Source organism: Paracoccus sp. J39 (genome assembly GCF_000518925.1).
In the GTDB taxonomy this organism is placed as follows: Bacteria; Pseudomonadota; Alphaproteobacteria; order Rhodobacterales; family Rhodobacteraceae; genus Paracoccus.
The window spans coordinates 125172-142130 of the sequence record NZ_JAEN01000013.1 but is presented as its reverse complement, the minus strand read 5'-3'; the positions used below and the strand labels follow the sequence as shown (position 1 = coordinate 142130).

The following is a 16959-nucleotide window of genomic DNA, read 5'->3' as shown; positions in this document are numbered from 1 at the left end:
CGCCCTCCTCGATGATGCCCTCGATGGCGGGGCAGGTCTTGCCCCGCGCCGGCTTGCCCAGAAGCTCGAACACCTGCTGCAGCCGCTCCACATGCGTCTCGCTCTGCTCGCGGTGCTGCTCGAAGGCCTCGCGCAGCCGCTCGGACTGCGCCCCGCGCGCCATCTTCGGCAGCGCCTTCACGATCTGCCGCTCGGCATAATAGATGTCCTTCAGCGTGTCGTGGAAAAGATCGTCGAGGACCTTGTCGGGCATCGGATGTCTCCTTCCTAAAAAAAAACAGCCCCGAAACCCGGAGCCGAGACGCAATCAACAAAACCAAGGCAAAGATGTTCCACGGAACAATCAGAAGAGAAAAAGGTTCAGGCCCGCGGCTGGGGTGCGGGCGCGGCCGGGGCGGGGCGGGCCTGCTCGCCCCGCGCCAGGTCGAAGCGCGCCTGCGCGGCCTGTATCGTGCCGATATTCGCCAGCGCCCATTGCGCCAAGGCGCAGACCGGCTCGCGCAGCGACCGGCCCAGTTCGGTCAGTTCGTAATCCACGCGCGGCGGGATGCTGGGCGTCACCGTGCGCGACACCAGCCCGTCACGCTCCAGCCCGCGCAGCGTCAGCGTCAGCATGCGCTGCGAAATGCTGGGAATCTCGCGCCGCAGCTCGTTGAAGCGCCTCGGCCCCTCGGCCAGGACCGAGACGATCAGCAGGCTCCACTTGTCTCCGATCCGCTGCAGGACGGCGGTAAAGGCCCTGCAACCGAAACTGTCGGGGTCGTGCATGGGAAGATCCTCCGGTTACCTTTGTGTGACCATGGCACAGCCGTGTAAGCGCGGCACAGGATTGTGCCTTCTTGCGGCCGGCCGCATGCCGGTTACATGGGAAGCCGCAGTATATATTCCATACCTAGGAGGCAATAGTGACCATCCTGCATATCGACAGCAGCATCACCGGCGAAAACAGCGTCAGCCGCGCGGTCAGCCGGGCCATCGTGGACAAGCTGGCCGCCGGGCGGCCGGATGCCCGCGTCGTGCACCGCGATCTTGCCCGCCATCCGCTGCCGCATCTGACGCTGGACGCCCTGGCCGACGCATCCGTGCTCGAGGAGTTCCTGGAGGCCGAGACGGTGGTGATCGGCGCGCCGATGTACAATTTCACCCTGCCCAGCCAGCTGAAGGCCTGGATCGACCGCGTCGTGGTTTCCGGCCGGACCTTCCGCTATACCGAGGCCGGGCCGGAGGGGCTGGCCAAGGGCAAGCGCGTGATCGTCGCCCTGGCGCGCGGCGGCTTCTACAGCGAGCATCCGGCCGCGGCGCTGGAGCATCTGGAGACCTATCTGCGTTCGGTATTCGGCTTCATCGGCATCGCGCCGGAATTCGTCATGGCCGACGGGGTGAATCTGGGTCCCGAGCAGCGGCAGGCCGCCATCGAGCAGGCCCTGGGCCAGACCCTGGAACTGGCAGCCTGATCGCGGTGCGGCCCGGCAGATGCCGGGCCCGTCCCGGCGGCGGGGAGGGATGCCGGCCCAGCCTTGCCGCATGACGCGAGGGCCCGCCCCCCGCCGCGGGTCAGCCGCGGATGCCGGTGGCGAACATCGGCCCGCCGCGCCAGCGCGGGAAGCCGTAGCCGTGGATCTCGACCAGGTCGATATCGGCAGGCGCCTGCGCGATGCCCTCCTCCAGGATCGCCTGCCCCTCGGCGGCCAGTTCGGCGACAAGGGCCTGGGCGATCTCGTCGCGGCTCATCGCCGGGCCGGGCCGGATTTGGCCCGCCAGCAGTTCGGCCACCGCCGGGGAAGGCTGCGGCCTGCGCTCGCCCGGGGCATAGTCATACCAGCCGCCGCCGGTCTTTTGCCCCTTGCGGCCGGCGCGGACCAGGATGTCGCCCAGCGTCTCGGGCACCTCCTGCCCCGCCGCCCGGGCGCCCTCGCGCTGCAGGAAGGCGATGTCGAGCCCGCCCAGATCCTGCGCCTCGAACGGGCCCATGGCAAAGCCATAGCCGCGCATGCCGGCGTCGATTTCGGCAATCGGCACGCCCTTGCGGACCAGCGCCTCGGCCGCGGCGCGATAGCGTTTCAGGATGCGGTTGCCGATGAAGCCCTCGCAGATGCCGGCGCGGACCGGGATCTTCTTCAGCAGCCGCGCCAGCGCGAAGCCGGTGGCCAGGGTGCGGTCCGAGGTTTCCGGCGCGGGCACGATCTCCAGGAGCTTCATCACATTGGCCGGGCTGAAGAAATGCAGGCCGATGAAACGCTCGGGGTTGGGCAGCCCCTCGGCGATGGCGCGCGGATCGAGATAGGAGGTATTGGTCGCCAGCACCGCATCCGGCCGGCAGACCCGGGCGAGTTGCTCGAACACGGCGCGCTTGACGCCGATTTCCTCGAACACCGCCTCGATGACCAGATCGGCATCGGCGAGGCTGGCGTAATCCGTCGTCCCGGTGACGCCGGCCGCCAGGGCCTCGGCCTGCGCCTCGGTCAGCTTGCCGCGCTTGACGCCGCCCGCGAAGATGCCGCGCAGATTAGCAAGGCCGCGCGCCACCGCCTCGTCGTCGCGCTCGACCAGGGTGACGGGCAGGCCCGCCTCGCGCAGGGCGGCGACGATCCCCGCGCCCATGGTGCCGCCGCCGATGACCGCCGCGCGGCGCAGGGGCAAGGGGTCCACCTCGCGCAGGGCGGCCGGGCGCAGCGCGGCGCGCTCGGCGAAGAAGACATGGCGCAGCGCCGCCGCCTGATCCGAGCCGCGCAGTTCCAGGAAGGTCTGGCGCTCGAAGGCCATGGCCTCGGCGAAGGGCGCCTCGACGGCCTTGCGCAGGCAGGCCAGCGCCCGCAGCGGCGCGGCAGCGCCCTTGGCGGCTTTGGCCACGGCCTTCTCCTGCTCGGCCCAGAAACCGGCATCGGGCGCGGCGACGGGACGGGCCGAGACCGGCGCGGGCAAGGGCCGGGCCAGCGCCTGCCGGGCGAAGGCTGTGGCGCCTTCCAGCAGGTCGCCCTCGATCACCGCATCGACCAGCCCGGCGGCGAGGGCCTTCGGCGCGCGCATCGGCCGGCCCGAAGTGACCAGCTCCACCGCCAGCGCGGCCCCGGCAAGGCGCGGGGTGCGCACCGTGCCCGAGGCGCCGGGAACGATGCCCAGGCTCACCTCGGGCAGGCCGACCGAGGCGTCGGGGGCGGCCACCCGGAAGCGGCAGCCCATCGCCACCTCGAACCCGCCGCCCAGGGCCGAGCCGTGGATGGCCGCGACCCAAGGCTTTTGCGCAGCCTCGATCCGGTCCACCAGATCGGGCAGGTGCGGCGGCTGCGGCGGCTTGCCGAATTCGGTCACATCGGCCCCGGCGATGAAGGTGCGACCGGCGCAGATTAGCACCACCGCCGCGACCTGTGGGTCCGCGTCCAGCATGTCCACGGCATCCCACAGCCCCTGCCGGAGCGCCTGGCTCAGCGCGTTGACCGGCGGGTTGTCCACGGTGACGATGGCGATTTCCCCTTGGCGGGCGATGGTGACGGTCATTTCCTCAGATCCCCAGATAGGCTTCGCGGATGCGCGGATCGGCGATCAGTTCCGCCGCCGGTCCCTGCATTGTGATGCGGCCGGTTTCCATGACATAGCCCCGGTCGGCAATCTTCAAGGCGCCGAAGGCGTTCTGCTCGACCAGCAGCACGGTGACGCCAAGCGCCTTGAGCCCGCTGACCACGTCGAAGATCTGCTGGACGATGATCGGCGCCAGGCCCATCGAGGGCTCGTCCAGAAGCAGGCAGGACGGCCGGCCCATCAGCGCCCGCGCCATGGCCAGCATCTGCTGCTGGCCGCCCGACAGCCCGCCGGCCGCCAGGTTGCGCTTTTCGCGCAGGATCGGGAACATCTGGAACGCGTCCTGCATGTCCTTTTCCACCCGGTCGTCGCTGTAGAGGAAGGCGCCGAGGCGCAGGTTCTCCTCGACCGTGAGGTTGGTGAAGATCTGCCGGCCCTCGGGCGATTGCGTCAGCCCGCGCGCCGGGCGGCGATGCGCCGGCACCCCGGCCAGCGGCTCGCCACGGAAGGTGATCTGCCCGGCCGAGACCGGCTGCACGCCCGAGAGGCAGCGCAGCAGCGTGGTCTTGCCCGCGCCGTTGGCGCCGACCACGGTGACGATCTCGCCGGAATCGACATGCAGGTCGATGCCGTGCAAGACCTCGATGCGCCCATAGCGCGAGCGCAAGCCCTCAACCGTCAGCATCGGCACCCTCCTCGGTTCCCAGATAGGCGGCGATCACCGCCGGGTTGCGGCTGACCTCGGCCGGCGCGCCCTCGGCGATCTTCTCGCCATGGTCCAGCACCACGATATGGCTGGAAATGCGCATGACCATCTTCATGTCATGCTCGACCAGCAGGATGGCGGTGCCGGATGCCGCGACCTCGGCGATCAGGTGGTCGATCTCCTCGGTCTCGACGGCGTTGCAGCCGGCCGCCGGTTCGTCAAGCAGCAGCACCTTGGGCTTCATCGCCAGCGCGCGGGCGATCTCCAGCCGCTTGAGCGAGCCATAGGACAGGTTCCCCGCCTCGCGATCCGCCGCCCGCTCCAGCCCGACCCGGGCCAGCAGTTCGCGCGCCCCCGCCTCGGCCGCCCGCGCCCGGCGGCGCGAGGCGGGCAGGTGCAGCAGGTCGGCCAGCACCGCCCCCCGCTCCTGCAGGTGAAAGCCCGAGATGGCGTTTTCCAGCACCGTCATGTTCTGGAAGATCTGCAGGTTCTGGAAGGTGCGCGACATGCCGCGGCTGGCCAGCCGGAACGGCGCCATGCCGGTCACGTCCTCGCCTTCCAGCACCACCCAGCCCGAGCCGGGCTGATAGACGCCCGAGATCATGTTGAACAGCGTGGTCTTGCCGGCGCCGTTCGGGCCGATGACCGAGACGATCTCGCCCGGCTCGACCTTGAAGCTGACATCGTTCACGGCCTTGATGCCGCCGAAGCTGATACCCAGACCTTCGACCGAAAGCAGCGTCATTCGTCCCTCCCCCTCAGCTTGCGCAGGACCGAGGGCAAAAGCCCCTCGCGCAGGAAGATCATCACCAGCATCATCACCAGGCCCAGCACCAGCTGCTCGTATTCGGCAAAGACGGTCAGCGCCTGCGGCAGCAGCGTCAGGATGCCGGCGCCGAAGATCGCGCCCAGCACCGAACCGGCGCCGCCCAGCACGGCCATGGTCACCATCTCGATCGAATGCATGAAGCCGGCGACGTCGGGGGTGATGAACTTGTTCTGCAACGCCACCAGCGAACCCGCGACCGAGGCATAGACGGCCGAGATGACGAAGGCCTGCAGCTTGACCCGCGCCACGTCGATGCCGACGGTGCCGGCGGCGATCTCGGATCCGTGCAGCGCGCGCAGCGCCCGGCCGCTGGGGCTTTGATGCAGGTTCAGCGCCAGCCAGGCGCCGGCCAGCAGCACGAGCCCGCAGAAGAAATACCAGAACTGGCCGTTGGTCAGGTCCAGCCCCCAGTCTTTCAGCAGCCCGCGCAGGCCAAGCTCGGGCACGGCAATGCCGTCGGGGCCGCCGGTCAGCTGGCGCTCGTTGTTCAGCACCATCGAGACGAGGATGCCGAAGCCCAGCGTGGCCACGGCGAGGTAATAGCCCTTGAGCCGCAGGATGGGCCGGCCGACCAGATAGGCCAGCACGCCCGAGATCGCCGCGCCCAGCACCACGGCCAGCGACGGATGCAGGCCCAGATGCGTCGGCGCCAGCGCGCAGGCATAGCCGCCGATGCCGGCGAAACCGGCATGGCCCAGGCTGATCTGCCCGGCATAACCGGTCAGGATCACGATGCCGGTCACGGCCAGCCCGTTGACGAAGATCAGCGCGCCGACCCGGTAATAATAGCCCGAGGGAAAGAAGAAGGGCGTCACCGCGATCAGCGCGGTCAGCACCAGCAAAGTGGCGGATTTGGCGGTCAGTCTCGGCATCACACCCGCTCCGTCGATTTGCGGCCGAACAGGCCCTGCGGCATGAAGAACAGCACCAGCAGGATCACCACGAAGGCCGCGGCCTCCTTGTAGGTCGAGGAGAGGTAGCCCGCGGTCAGCGCCTCGATCAGCCCGATCAGGAAACCGCCGGCCAGCGCGCCCTTGGGATTGCCCATGCCGCCCAGCATGGCGCCGGCAAAGCCCTTCAGCGCAAAGCCGATGCCGACGTTATAGGCGGTCAGCGTGATCGGCGTCGCCAGCACCCCGGCCAGCGCGCCGATCCCGGCCGAAAGCGCGAAGGACAGCGTCATGACGAAATTGGTGTTGATGCCGACCAGTTGCGCCGCCAACCGGTTGTTCGAGGTCGCCAGCACCGCCCGGCCCAGAAGCGTGCGGGTGAAGAACAGCCACAGCCCGGCAAAGACCACCAGCGCGCCGCCGATCACCCACAGGCTTTGCGGCTGGATCGTCGCGCCGCCGATGCGCAGCGGCGTGTCGCCCGAAAAGGCCGGGAAGCTGTGGATCTGCTTGTCGAACACCAGCTGCGCCGCGCCCTGCAGAAAGACCGAGGCGCCGATGGTGATGATGATCAGCGACACGACCGGCGCGCCGCGCGCCGGCTCGATGGCCAGCTTGTTGATGGCCACCCCCAGCGCCGCGGTGGCGACGATGGCGATCAGCGCCGCCAGCGGCAGCGGCAGGCCGGCGGCATGGGCGAACCATGTGATCATGCCGCCCAGCATGACGAACTCGCCCTGGGCGAAGTTCACCACGTCCGAGGCGTTGTAGATGATCGTGAAACCAAGGGCGACCAGCGCATAGACCGCGCCCACCGTCAGCCCTGAAAACAGGAATTGCAGAAGTTCAGACATGCCGAGGCTCTCTGGCAGGGCTCTCCCGAGCGGGCGGAAGCGGTCCCCCTGCGGGGACCGCGCGGGTTCATTCGACGATGGACCAGCTGCCGTCCTTGACCTCCAGCATGCGGAAGGCCGACAGGTCCAGCCCCAGATGGTCCTCGGGGGTCATGGTGTAGATGCCGGTCGTGCCCGCCAGCCCCGAGGTCTGTTCCAGCGCGTCGCGGATCGCCTCGGGCTCGGCCGAGCCGGCGCGCGTCACCGCATCGACCAGCAGCGCGAAACCGTCATGGGCATAGCCGCCGAAGGTGCCGACCGGCTCCTTGAACTTGCCCTCATAGGCGGCCTTGTAGGCCGTCACCACCGGCTTTTGCGGATCGTCCTCGGCCAGCAGGTCCGCGACCAGCAGCGCGGTGCCGGGCAGGCGCACGCCCTCGGCGGCCTCCTTGCCGGCCAGCTCGATGAACCCGTCCGAGGCGACGCCATGGGACTGGTAAAGCGGCAGCTCGATGCCCAGCTGGCGATAGTTGCGGGTCACGATGGACGGGCCCTGGCCGAAGCCCGGGTTCAGCACCGCCTGCACGCCCGCCGTGTTGCGGATCTTGGTCAGCTGCGCCGTCATGTCGGCGTCCTTGGGGTCGTAGGTCTCGTCCGCGGCGATCTCGATGCCGTATTCGCCGACCACGTCCTTGCACTGCGCCTGCATCGAGGCGCCGAAGCCGTCGGTGCCCGAGATCATGCCGATCTTCTGGATGCCGCTCTTCTGCATGTCCTCGAAGATCTTCTGGCAGGCCATGCGGTCGGTATGCGGGGTCTTGAAGGTAAAGGGCTTGACCGGCTGGACGATGTCGATGGCGCCGGCCAGCGAGATGAAGGGGATCTCGGCGTCCTCGGCCACCGACAGGATCGACATCGAGGTGCCGGTGGTGGTGCCGCCGATGATGGCCTGCACCTCGTCATCCTCGATCAGGCGGGTGGCGAAGGTGCGCGCCTTGTTGGCGTCGCCGCCGTCGTCGTAAAGCACCAGCGCGATCTTTTCGCCGTTGATGCCGCCCTTGGCGTTCAGCTCTTCGACCAGCATCTGCAGGGTCTTGGCCTCGGGATCGCCCAGGAAGGCGGCCGGGCCGGTGGCCGAGACCGAGGCGCCGATCCTGATCTCGGCGCTGGCGGCAGAGGCCAGACCAAGCGCGATCAGCGCCGCCGGAACGGTCGTCATCAGGATGTTCTTCATGGTTTGTTTCCTCCCAGAAACGAGTTGACTTGGTCAGGCCGCCGCCGGCCGCCGCCACATGGCGCGTCGGAACCGGCTGGCGACGAAGGCGGTGTCGGTCAGGCTGGCATTGCCCGCCGGGTTGGCCCCGGTCACGTGGAAATCGCTGAAGGCCGCCGACTGGTTGACATAGATGTTGCCGGTCAGGTTGACCGACAGGTTGACGCCGGCCGCGGCAAAGGCCTGCGCGGCGCGGGCGATGCGCGCCTCGTCCCGGTCATAAAGCGCGGCGGTGATCGCCCCCTGGCGGCGGGCCAGATCGGCGGCGCGGGCAATGGCGGTATCGGCATCCTTCACCGCGACGACGAAGGCGATGGGGCCGAAGCATTCCCGCTCGCAGGCCGGATCGCCGTCCCGCAGCGCCAGCAGCAGCGGCGTGGCGGTGCGCCCCTGCCCCAGCGGCGCCGAATCGCGCAGCACCCGGCCAAGCCCTCGCGCCTGCTGCACGCGCTCCAGCGTCGCGGGGTTGGCGATGGCGCCGCAGATGCCCGCGGCGCGGGCCGGATCGGCCAGCAACGCGTCGATGGCCGCGGCGAGCGCCAGCCCCACCTCATCGCAGCTCTTGTGGCCCTGGTCGGTGTCGATGCCGCCCTCGGGGACATAGATGTTCTGCGGCGCGGTGCACATCTGCCCGGAATAGAGCGCCAGCGAAAAGGCCAGGTTGGCGCACATGCCGGCGAAATCGTCGGTGGCGGCGATGGTGACGGTGTTCACGCCGGCCTCTTCGGTGAACAGCTGCGCCTGCGTCGCGTGGCCGCGCAGCCAGTCGCCGAAGGCGCCCGAGCCGGTATAGTCGATCAGCCGCACCGCCGGGTGGGTGGCCAGGTCCTGCGTGATTTCCGCGCCGCGCTCGTCCACGGCCAGCAGCACCGAATCGGCCGGCAGCCCGGCCTCGGCCAGCACCTCGCGCAGCACGCGGACGGTCAGCGCCAGCGGCAGGATGGCGGCGGGATGCGGCTTGACGATCACCGGGTTGCCGGTGGCAAGGCTGGCGAAGATCCCGGAGTAAGAGTTCCAGGTCGGGAAGGTGTTGCAGCCGATGGCCAGCGACAGGCCGGCCGGCACGATGGTCCAGTGCTTTTCCAGCACGATCGGCGCCACCTTGCCCTGCGGCTTTTCCCAGCGTGCCTGCGGGGCGAATCGGGTCATCTCGTCCCAGGCCATGGCCACGGCCTCGAGCCCGCGGTCCTGCGCATGCGGCCCGCCCGCCTGGAAGGCCATGGCGAAGGCCTGCCCCGTGGTGTGCATGGTGGCATGGCCCATCAGGAAGCTGATGCGGTTGAGCCGGACCAGCGATTCCAGGCAGACACCCACCCGCGCCTCGGCGCCGGCCGCCGCCAGCCCGGGCGCCGCCGCCTGCGCGGCCGCGATCAGCGTCGGGGCATCGGCGGCCGGATAGGTGATCCCCAAGGCGCCGCCAAAAGGAGAGACCTCGCCGCCCAGCTGCCGCTGATTCGGGTGGCCGGGCAGCTCGAAAGCGGCATTGCGCAACGCCTCGAACCCGGCCTGACCGTCCTCGCGGGCGGTTTCGCCATAGAGCTTGCCGCTTGGAATCTCGGGAAACGGGGTCCAGAAGGCACGACGATGCAGCGCCTCCAGCGCAGCGTCCAGCATCGGCCGATGGCGGTCGAAAAATTCTGTCACGGCTCCCCCCACACTTGACCAGATTATCATTGACCGGCCGGTCGGTTTATGCAACAAAAATTTTCAGGGAGCCCCCGAAAGCCGGGGCAAGGGAGTTTTACCGATGACGGAAACCGTCCTGGCGGTCTTGGCCGATGGCGTGCTGACACTGACGCTCAATCGGCCCGACAAGCTGAATTCCTTCAACGAAGAGATGCATCTGGCGCTGCGGGCCGGGATCCAGCGCGCCCATGACGATGCCGCGGTGCGCGCGGTCCTGCTGACCGGCGCCGGGCGCGGCTTTTGCGCCGGGCAGGATCTGGGCGACCGCGACCCGCGCAAGGGCGGCCCCGCCCCCGATCTGGGCCAGACGCTCGAAACCTTCTACAACCCGACGCTGCGGCTGATCCGGGCGCTGGAAAAGCCGGTGGTCTGTGCGGTCAACGGCGTGGCGGCCGGGGCGGGGGCCAATGTCGCCTTCGCCTGCGATATCGTGCTGGCAGCGAAATCGGCGAAGTTCATCCAGGCCTTCTCGAAGATCGGGCTGGTCCCCGATGCCGGCGGCACCTTCAGCCTGACCCGTATCCTGGGCGAGCCGCGCGCCAAGGCGCTGGCGCTGACGGCCGAACCGCTGCCGGCGGAACTGGCCGCCGCCTGGGGCCTGATCTGGAAGGCGGTCCCGGACGAGGCGCTGATGGACGAGGCGGTGGCGCTGGCCGTGTCCCTTGCCGCGGGTCCGACGCTGGGCCTGGGCCTGACCAAGCGGCTGATCCAGGCGGCCGCCACCAACAGCCTTGACCAGCAGCTGGACATGGAGCGCGACTGCCAGCGGCAGGCCGGCCGCAGCGCCGATTACGCCGAGGGCGTCACCGCCTTCCTGGAAAAGCGCAAGCCGGAGTTCCGGGGACAATGAAAGACGCAACCATGAAGCCCGTTTCCCAGATGACCCCGCAGGAGCTGGCCGAAGCCTCGGCCAAGGCGATGTGGAACGACGATTCCGCCAGCCAGCGGCTGGGCATGAGCCTGGACCATATCGCCCCGGGCGAGGCGACGCTGTCGATGACCGTCACCGAGGCGATGTCGAACGGCCACGGCAATTGCCACGGCGGCTATATCTTCACGCTGGCCGACAGCGCCTTCGCCTTCGCCTGCAACAGCTACAACCAGCTGGTGGTCGCGCAGCATTGCTCGATCACCTATCTGGTGCCCTGCCGCATCGGCGACCGGCTGACGGCGACCGCGCGCGAGGTCTCGCGCCGGGGCCGCTCGGGCATCTACGACATCCGCATCACCAATCAGGACGGCGCGCATGTGGCCGAGTTCCGCGGCCATTCCCGCACCGTCAAGGGCACCCATCTGCCGGTCGAATCCTGACCGCAAAGCATTGCAAGGGGAGGAATCCATGCATCCAATGGCGCCGGAAAAGAAGGAGCTGGACCCGATCGAGATCGCATCGCGCGACGAGATCGAGGCCCTGCAGTTTCACCGCATGAAGCGGTCGCTGAAGCACGCCTTCGAAAATTCGCCCTTCTACCGCAACCGCTTCATCGAGCATGACGTCCATCCCGAGGACCTCAAATCGCTCGCGGACATCGCGAAATTCCCCTTCACGGTAAAGCAGGACCTGCGCGACACCTATCCTTTCGGCATGTTCGCCGTTCCGCAGTCCAAGCTGGTGCGCATCCACGGCTCGTCCGGCACCACCGGCAAGCCGACCGTGGTGGGCTATACCCAGGCCGATATCGACCATTGGGCGAACCTGATCGCGCGCTCGATCCGCGCCGCCGGCGGGCGGCCGGGCGACATCCTGCACAATGCCTATGGCTACGGGCTGTTCACCGGCGGCCTCGGCGCGCATTACGGGGCCGAGCGGCTGGGCTGCACCGTGGTGCCGATCTCGGGCGGCATGACCGAGCGGCAGGTGACGCTGATCCACGACTTCAAGCCGCGCATCATCATGGTGACGCCCAGCTACATGCTGTCGATCCTGGACGAGTTCCGCCGCCAGGGCCTCGATCCGCGCGAATCCTCGCTGCAGATCGGCATCTTCGGCGCCGAGCCCTGGACCAACGCCATGCGCGAGGAGATCGAAGAGGCCTTCGGCATGCATGCCGTCGACATCTACGGCCTCTCCGAGGTCATGGGCCCCGGCGTCGCCATGGAATGCGTCGAGACCAAGGACGGGCTGCATATCTGGGAGGACCATTTCTACCCGGAAATCATCGACCCGGTGACGGGCGAGGTGCTGCCGGATGGCGAGTTGGGCGAGCTGGTCTTCACCACGCTGACCAAGGAAGGGCTGCCGATGGTGCGCTACCGCACCCGCGACCTGACCCGGCTGCTGCCCGGCACCGCGCGTTCCATGCGCCGGATCGAGAAGATCACCGGCCGCAGCGACGACATGATCATCCTGCGCGGCGTCAACGTCTTCCCGACCCAGATCGAGGAGCAGATCCTGAAATGCCGGGGCCTCGCGCCGCATTTCCAGATCGAGCTGACCCGCTCGGGCCGCATGGATTCGATGATCGTGCATGTCGAATGCACCCCCGAGATGACCGACGAGGCCGCCCGCGCCCATTCCGCCAAGGAACTGGCCCATCACATCAAGAGCGTGGTCGGCGTCTCGACCCGGATCGAGGTCAGGGATCCGAATGCCCTTGCCCGTTCGGAAGGCAAGGCCAAGCGGGTGCTTGACAACCGGCCCAAGACATGATGCCGCATCGCGGCAGCCGGCATGACATGCGGTCGCAGACCCGCTAAATCGAAAGGGGGCCGGCGCGCCCCCTTGTTTTTCTCGCCTCCCGACCGCGGGCGAACAAATGATCTTGTGAGGATGGCATGGCTCGGACACGGGCAGCGGATTTCGAGGAAAAGCAGCGCGGCCTGTTGGACAAGGCGGCCGAGGTCTTTGCCGATCTGGGCATGGAAAAGGCGTCCATGGCGCAGATCGCCGCGCATAGCCAGGTCTCCAAGGCCCTGCTTTACCATTATTATCCCAGCAAGGATGCGCTGATCTTCGCCATCATCATCACCCATCTGGAAGAGCTCGACGCCGCCATCGAGGATGCCGACGACCCCGGCCTGCCGCCGCAGCAGCGCCTGCGCCGGCTGGTGGGCACGCTGCTGGACCGCTATCGCGGGGCGGACAACCAGCACAAGGTTCAGCTGAACGCCACCCCGGCCCTGGCCGACGACCAGAAGGCCGAGATCCTGGGCGTCGAGCGGCGCATCGTGAAGCGCTTCGCCGCGGTCCTGCGCGAGATCAACCCGGCGCTGGACGATCCGCAGCGCCCGCTGCTGACCCCGGTCACCATGTCGCTGTTCGGGATGATGAACTGGGTCTATATGTGGTTCCGCGACGGCGGCCGCATCACCCGCGAGGATTACGCCGACGTGGCGACGACCCTGATCCTGGAGGGGATCAAGGCGGTGCGGTAATGCCGCGACGCGACGGTCCTCGACGGAGTGCCCCGCGAAGCGCAGGCGGAAGTCCCGGTGACGGGCAGCTGACCGGAAGCGAAGCGATCATGCAGACCGTGCCCAGGCAATTCGAGCAGATACCCGCCGCGCTGGCGACCTTGCGAAACATCCTCGGCGATGCGCTGCTTGCAGCCTATCTGCACGGATCGACGGCTTCGGGCCTGCACCGGCCGCAAAGCGACATCGATCTTCTGGCCGTGGTGGATCGCGCTTTGTCCGAAGGTCAGCGCAGCGACTTGCTGGCAGCCCTGCTGCGTCTTTCCGGCCGCCACCCCGCCGCGCCGGGCGGCCCGCGCTGCCTTGAGGTGATGATATTCCGCCGCTCCGACCTCGCCGAGCCTGCTTCTTGGGGCCGGGCGGAATTCGTCTATGGCGAGTGGTTGCGGGAGGCGTTCGAAAGCGGCAGCAAGGCGATGCCGGAGCGTGATCCCGAACATATCCTGCTTCTCGCACAGGCGCGCGAAGAGGCTATTCCCCTGCTCGGCCCGGACGCGGACCAGCTTCTGCCCGCGTTTCCCCCGACCCGTCTCCGGCAGGCCATGCGCGACATGCTTCCGGCCCTGCTGGCCGGTTTGCACGGGGATGAGCGGAACGTCCTGCTGACGCTTGCCCGGATGTGGCATACGGCGAGCACCGGACAGTTCGCCTCCAAGCAGGCCGCCGCCCTTTGGGCAAAGCGGCGAATCCGGGGGCGGGAAGCTGTGACGCTGGACCATGCGCGGCAAGCCCATCTCGGCGAGATCGCCGATGACTGGAGCAGCAGATCCGACGCTGCGCAGCGATTGGCCGCGCATCTGGAAAGGCGGATCGCCGGGGAACTGGGAATTTCCGAGAGGTCCTGACCAGCTGCTGGCCGGTCCGGGCTTTCGCAGGTGCGGGCAGGGACGATCCCGAAGCACCGCCCTGCCCTTCCGCTTATTCCGCCGCCTGCGCCAGCGGCCACTCCTTGGCCACCATGGTCAGCACGTCGTATTGCGCAACGACCTCGCCCTTCTGGTTGGTGACCTGGCAATCCCAGCGCACCTCGCCATGGCCGGCATTCTCGCGCGGGTTGATCTCCTTGCAGGTCAGCCGCACCTGCAGCGTGTCGCCGAAATAGACCGGGGTCAGGAAACGCAGGTTGTCCACGCCGTAATTGGCCAGAACCGGACCCGGATTCGGCTCGACGAACAGGCCGGCCGCGAAACTGGCGATCAGGTAGCCATGCGCGACGCGGTCATCGAAGAACGGGTTTGCCTTGGCCGCCGCCTCGTCCATATGGGCATAGAAGGTGTCGCCGGTGAAATGCGCGAAATGCTCGACATCCTCGCGGGTGATGGTGCGCGTCGCCGTGACCAGCTGGTCGCCGATGCGCAGCTCGGCCAGCGATTTGCGGAAGGGATGCACGCCCTGCTGCGCATCGGCGCCCTCGATCCAGCGGCCGGTGACGGCGGAGAGCAGCCGCGGCGCGCCCTGCACGGCGGTGCGCTGCATGTAATGCTTGACGCCGCGGATGCCGCCCATCTCCTCGCCGCCGCCCGCACGCCCCGGCCCGCCATGCACCAGTGGCGCCAGGGGCGAGCCGTGCCCGGTCGAGCTTTTCGCCGAGGCGCGGTTGCCGATCAGCACCCGGCCGTGCCAGGGGGCCGCGCCCAGCACCGCCTGCTCGGCGACCTTCGGATCGTCGGTAAAGACCGATGTGACCAGCGAACCCTTGCCCAGCCGCGCCAGCGCCACCGCCTCGTCCAGGTCGTCATAGGGCATGACCGTGGACACGGGACCGAAAGCCTCGACCTCATGCACCGCCGCCGCCTCGAAGGGCTTCGCCGCATACATCAGCACCGGATTGAGGAAGGCGCCCTTGGCAGGATCGCCCGAGGTCACGCGCACCGCGTCCGGGTCGCCCGCCACGATCTCGGCCGCCGCCTGCAGGTCGCGGATGCGCTCGCGCACCTCCTCGCGCTGATCGAGGCTGGCCAGCGGCCCCATGCGCACCCCCTCGTCGCCCGGCAGGCCAAGCGCGGTCTTGCCCAGCCGCTCGTCCAGCGCGGCGACCAGCGCATCGACCTGGACGCGCGGCGCGATGACGCGGCGGATGGCGGTGCATTTCTGCCCGGCCTTGACCGTCATCTCGCGCGCGACCTCGCGCACGAACAGCTCGAACTCGGGCGTGCCCGCCACCGCGTCCGGACCCAGGATCGAGGCGTTCAGGCTGTCCGCCTCCATGGTGAAGCGCACGGAATTGGCGACGATCGCCGGATGGGTCTTGAGCTTGCGCCCGGTCCAGGCCGAGCCGGTGAAGGTCACGGCGTCCTGTTCGGTCACATGGTCCAGAAGATCCCCGACCGAGCCGCAGATCAGCTGCAGCGCGCCCTCCGGCAGGATGCCGGTCTCGACGATGCGGCGCACCATCAGCTCGGTCAGATAGGCGGTCTGGCTGGCGGGTTTCACCAGGCAGGGCACCCCGGCCAGCAGCGTCGGCGCGATCTTTTCCAGCATCCCCCAGATCGGGAAGTTGAAGGCGTTGATATGCACCGCGACGCCATGCAGCGGCGTCAGGATATGCTGGGCGACGAAGCTGCCGTCCTTGGACAGGACCTCGACATCGCCATCGGTCAGCACGCGGGTATTCGGCAATTCGCGCCGGCCCTTCGAGGCATAGGTCAGCATGGTGCCGATGCCGCCCTCGATATCCACCCAGCCGTCGGTGCGGGTGGCGCCGGTATGCAGGCTTTCGGCGTAGAACTCCTCTTTCTGCGCCATCAGCGCCAGACCCAGGGCCTTGAGCATGCCGGCGCGCTCGTGGAAGGACATGGCGCGCAGCTTCGGCCCCGCCACCTCGCGGCCATGGGCCAGCGCGGCGGCGAAGTCGATGCCGCTTGAATCGATCACGGCGACCGGCTCGCCGGTGGCGGCGTCCAGCAGGGTCTGGCCCTGCTGGCTGCCGGGGGTCCAGCCCCCGCAGACATAGCTTTCAAGACGGCGCGGAGTGGTCATTGGCGTTTCCTTGGTCAGTCTTGGTTTTGGTCAGGCGGCCGGCCGCGCCCAGGGGAACGCGGCCGGAACGCCGATCACAGGCCGAGCGCGGCCAGATGTTCCGAGGCCAGCGCCTCCCAGCGGGCCAGCAGCGCCTCGTTCGGGCTGTGGCGCAGGCCGAAGCGCGCCAGCGTGTCGTAGCGGTCCGAATGGGCCACGCCGAAACCCGCCGTCACCCGCGGCCGCCAATAGGCGACGGCGGCGCGGGCTTCCTCGCGCCCCTCTTCGGTCGCGGCGATCTGCTCCAGCCCCTCAAGACCCAGCTCGGCATGGCGCGCCTCGCGCGGGGCGATCTCGCGGAACACCTCGGCCAAGGGGCCATAGGAGACGCGGGTCAGTTCGGTCATCTGCACCCCGGTCGCCAGCCCTTGCAGCACGTTCATCACCACCGCATCGGTCCAGCCGGTGACGGGATAGTGGAACACCGACAGCCGCATGTCGCCGGGCCGGCGCGCGGCGCCCAGATCGGCATCGCGTTCGACCCGCGCGGCCCAGTCGTGGCTGGTCTGATAGCGCGCGGCATCGGTGCCGAACTCGGCCATCACCCGCAGCACGCGCTCGGCATGGTCGGCCTTTTCCAGGGTGATGCGGCTGGCGGCAATGCGCTCCTTGATGCCGGGGGCGAAGTTGATCGCATTGGCGAAGCCGGCCGAGGCGGCAAGCTCGCTGTCGACAAAGGACGACATCAGCCGCAGAAGCTCGCCGCGATAGCGGGCGGGCGCGTTGCCGGGCGCGGTCAGCACCCCGCCCTGCGCCAGATAGTCCTCGATATTCATGGTGTCGGACATGGGTTC

Annotated in this window: 17 protein-coding genes; 6 read left to right on the top strand and 11 right to left on the bottom strand. The window is 68.5% G+C overall.

Annotation, left to right across the window (positions count from 1 at the left end):
* Both L632_RS0114215 and L632_RS22740 read right to left on the bottom strand, forming a co-directional pair.
* Positions 1–253: ferritin-like domain-containing protein (locus tag L632_RS0114215; protein WP_028717022.1), on the bottom strand; the 253-nt coding region annotated here is incomplete at its 3' end.
* A 107-nt stretch (positions 254–360) separates the two neighbouring features.
* Entirely contained in the window at positions 361–768 is a 408-nt protein-coding gene (locus tag L632_RS22740; RefSeq protein WP_036698316.1) for a helix-turn-helix domain-containing protein, read from the bottom strand.
* A 137-nt stretch (positions 769–905) separates the two neighbouring features.
* Here L632_RS22740 and L632_RS0114205 point away from each other — a divergent pair, with 137 nt between their 5' ends.
* A complete protein-coding gene (locus tag L632_RS0114205; protein WP_028713646.1) occupies positions 906–1454 on the top strand; it encodes an FMN-dependent NADH-azoreductase in 549 nt (182 codons plus the stop codon).
* Between the two features lie 100 nt (positions 1455–1554).
* Here L632_RS0114205 and L632_RS0114200 read toward each other — a convergent pair whose 3' ends face one another.
* The 7 genes from L632_RS0114200 to paaN all read right to left on the bottom strand — a co-directional run bounded on the left by L632_RS0114200 (position 1555) and on the right by paaN (position 9691).
* Positions 1555–3495 carry a 3-hydroxyacyl-CoA dehydrogenase NAD-binding domain-containing protein gene (locus L632_RS0114200; RefSeq protein ID WP_028713645.1) on the bottom strand — a complete coding sequence of 647 codons (1941 nt, stop codon included), beginning with the start codon at positions 3493–3495 and terminating at the stop codon, positions 1555–1557.
* 4 nt (positions 3496–3499) lie between these two features.
* Positions 3500–4201: an ABC transporter ATP-binding protein gene (locus L632_RS0114195; RefSeq protein WP_024843928.1), complete on the bottom strand. Its 702-nt coding sequence runs from the start codon at positions 4199–4201 to the stop codon at positions 3500–3502.
* Entirely contained in the window at positions 4188–4967 is a 780-nt protein-coding gene (locus L632_RS0114190; RefSeq protein ID WP_028717021.1) for an ABC transporter ATP-binding protein, read from the bottom strand. The genes L632_RS0114195 and L632_RS0114190 overlap by 14 nt, the downstream gene beginning before the upstream one ends.
* Positions 4964–5923 (bottom strand): branched-chain amino acid ABC transporter permease, encoded by a 960-nt coding sequence (locus L632_RS0114185; RefSeq protein ID WP_028713643.1) that lies wholly within the window; start codon positions 5921–5923, stop codon positions 4964–4966. The genes L632_RS0114190 and L632_RS0114185 overlap by 4 nt, the downstream gene beginning before the upstream one ends.
* A complete protein-coding gene (locus L632_RS0114180) occupies positions 5923–6795 on the bottom strand; it encodes a branched-chain amino acid ABC transporter permease (RefSeq protein ID WP_011751016.1) in 873 nt (290 codons plus the stop codon). Before L632_RS0114180 ends, L632_RS0114185 begins: the two co-directional genes overlap by 1 nt.
* Positions 6796–6862: 67 nt before the next feature.
* Positions 6863–8008 (bottom strand): ABC transporter substrate-binding protein, encoded by a 1146-nt coding sequence (locus L632_RS0114175; RefSeq protein WP_028713642.1) that lies wholly within the window; start codon positions 8006–8008, stop codon positions 6863–6865.
* Between the two features lie 33 nt (positions 8009–8041).
* Positions 8042–9691, bottom strand: coding sequence for a phenylacetic acid degradation protein PaaN (paaN, locus tag L632_RS0114170; RefSeq protein WP_028713641.1), 1650 nt, complete (start codon positions 9689–9691; stop codon positions 8042–8044).
* Between the two features lie 103 nt (positions 9692–9794).
* On the opposite strand from paaN, the gene paaG reads away from it, so the two are divergent.
* From paaG to L632_RS0114145, 5 genes are all read left to right on the top strand, one after another.
* Positions 9795–10583 carry a 2-(1,2-epoxy-1,2-dihydrophenyl)acetyl-CoA isomerase PaaG gene (paaG, locus tag L632_RS0114165; RefSeq protein ID WP_028717020.1) on the top strand — a complete coding sequence of 263 codons (789 nt, stop codon included), beginning with the start codon at positions 9795–9797 and terminating at the stop codon, positions 10581–10583.
* Between the two features lie 29 nt (positions 10584–10612).
* A complete protein-coding gene (gene paaI, locus L632_RS0114160; protein ID WP_232215716.1) occupies positions 10613–11044 on the top strand; it encodes a hydroxyphenylacetyl-CoA thioesterase PaaI in 432 nt (143 codons plus the stop codon).
* A gap of 28 nt (positions 11045–11072) precedes the next feature.
* Positions 11073–12383, top strand: coding sequence for a phenylacetate--CoA ligase PaaK (paaK, locus tag L632_RS0114155; protein WP_028713638.1), 1311 nt, complete (start codon positions 11073–11075; stop codon positions 12381–12383).
* Positions 12384–12508: 125 nt separating this feature from the next.
* Positions 12509–13108, top strand: a complete 600-nt coding sequence (locus L632_RS0114150) for a TetR/AcrR family transcriptional regulator (protein WP_028713637.1) — start codon at positions 12509–12511, stop codon at positions 13106–13108.
* 89 nt (positions 13109–13197) lie between these two features.
* The gene (locus L632_RS0114145) at positions 13198–13992 is read left to right on the top strand and encodes an aminoglycoside adenylyltransferase domain-containing protein (protein WP_028713636.1); all 795 of its coding nucleotides are present in this window, start codon (positions 13198–13200) and stop codon (positions 13990–13992) included.
* 73 nt (positions 13993–14065) lie between these two features.
* On the opposite strand, the gene paaZ is transcribed toward L632_RS0114145, so the two are convergent.
* Positions 14066–16126: a phenylacetic acid degradation bifunctional protein PaaZ gene (paaZ, locus tag L632_RS0114140; protein ID WP_028713635.1), complete on the bottom strand. Its 2061-nt coding sequence runs from the start codon at positions 16124–16126 to the stop codon at positions 14066–14068.
* 74 nt (positions 16127–16200) lie between these two features.
* Positions 16201–16953, bottom strand: a complete 753-nt coding sequence (locus L632_RS0114135) for a Phenylacetic acid catabolic protein (RefSeq protein WP_028713634.1) — start codon at positions 16951–16953, stop codon at positions 16201–16203.
* Positions 16954–16959 lie beyond the last annotated feature (6 nt).

Coding starts and splice junctions, on each gene's coding strand:
- L632_RS22740 (WP_036698316.1), bottom strand. CDS start 768: ATGCACGACCCCGACAGTTTCGGTTGCAGGGCCTTTACCGCCGTCCTG.
- L632_RS0114200 (WP_028713645.1), bottom strand. CDS start 3,495: ATGACCGTCACCATCGCCCGCCAAGGGGAAATCGCCATCGTCACCGTG.
- L632_RS0114195 (WP_024843928.1), bottom strand. CDS start 4,201: ATGCTGACGGTTGAGGGCTTGCGCTCGCGCTATGGGCGCATCGAGGTC.
- L632_RS0114190 (WP_028717021.1), bottom strand. CDS start 4,967: ATGACGCTGCTTTCGGTCGAAGGTCTGGGTATCAGCTTCGGCGGCATC.
- L632_RS0114185 (WP_028713643.1), bottom strand. CDS start 5,923: ATGCCGAGACTGACCGCCAAATCCGCCACTTTGCTGGTGCTGACCGCG.
- L632_RS0114180 (WP_011751016.1), bottom strand. CDS start 6,795: ATGTCTGAACTTCTGCAATTCCTGTTTTCAGGGCTGACGGTGGGCGCG.
- L632_RS0114175 (WP_028713642.1), bottom strand. CDS start 8,008: ATGAAGAACATCCTGATGACGACCGTTCCGGCGGCGCTGATCGCGCTT.
- paaG (WP_028717020.1), top strand. CDS start 9,795: ATGACGGAAACCGTCCTGGCGGTCTTGGCCGATGGCGTGCTGACACTG.
- paaI (WP_232215716.1), top strand. CDS start 10,613: ATGACCCCGCAGGAGCTGGCCGAAGCCTCGGCCAAGGCGATGTGGAAC.
- paaK (WP_028713638.1), top strand. CDS start 11,073: ATGCATCCAATGGCGCCGGAAAAGAAGGAGCTGGACCCGATCGAGATC.
- L632_RS0114150 (WP_028713637.1), top strand. CDS start 12,509: ATGGCTCGGACACGGGCAGCGGATTTCGAGGAAAAGCAGCGCGGCCTG.
- L632_RS0114145 (WP_028713636.1), top strand. CDS start 13,198: ATGCAGACCGTGCCCAGGCAATTCGAGCAGATACCCGCCGCGCTGGCG.
- paaZ (WP_028713635.1), bottom strand. CDS start 16,126: ATGACCACTCCGCGCCGTCTTGAAAGCTATGTCTGCGGGGGCTGGACC.
- L632_RS0114135 (WP_028713634.1), bottom strand. CDS start 16,953: ATGTCCGACACCATGAATATCGAGGACTATCTGGCGCAGGGCGGGGTG.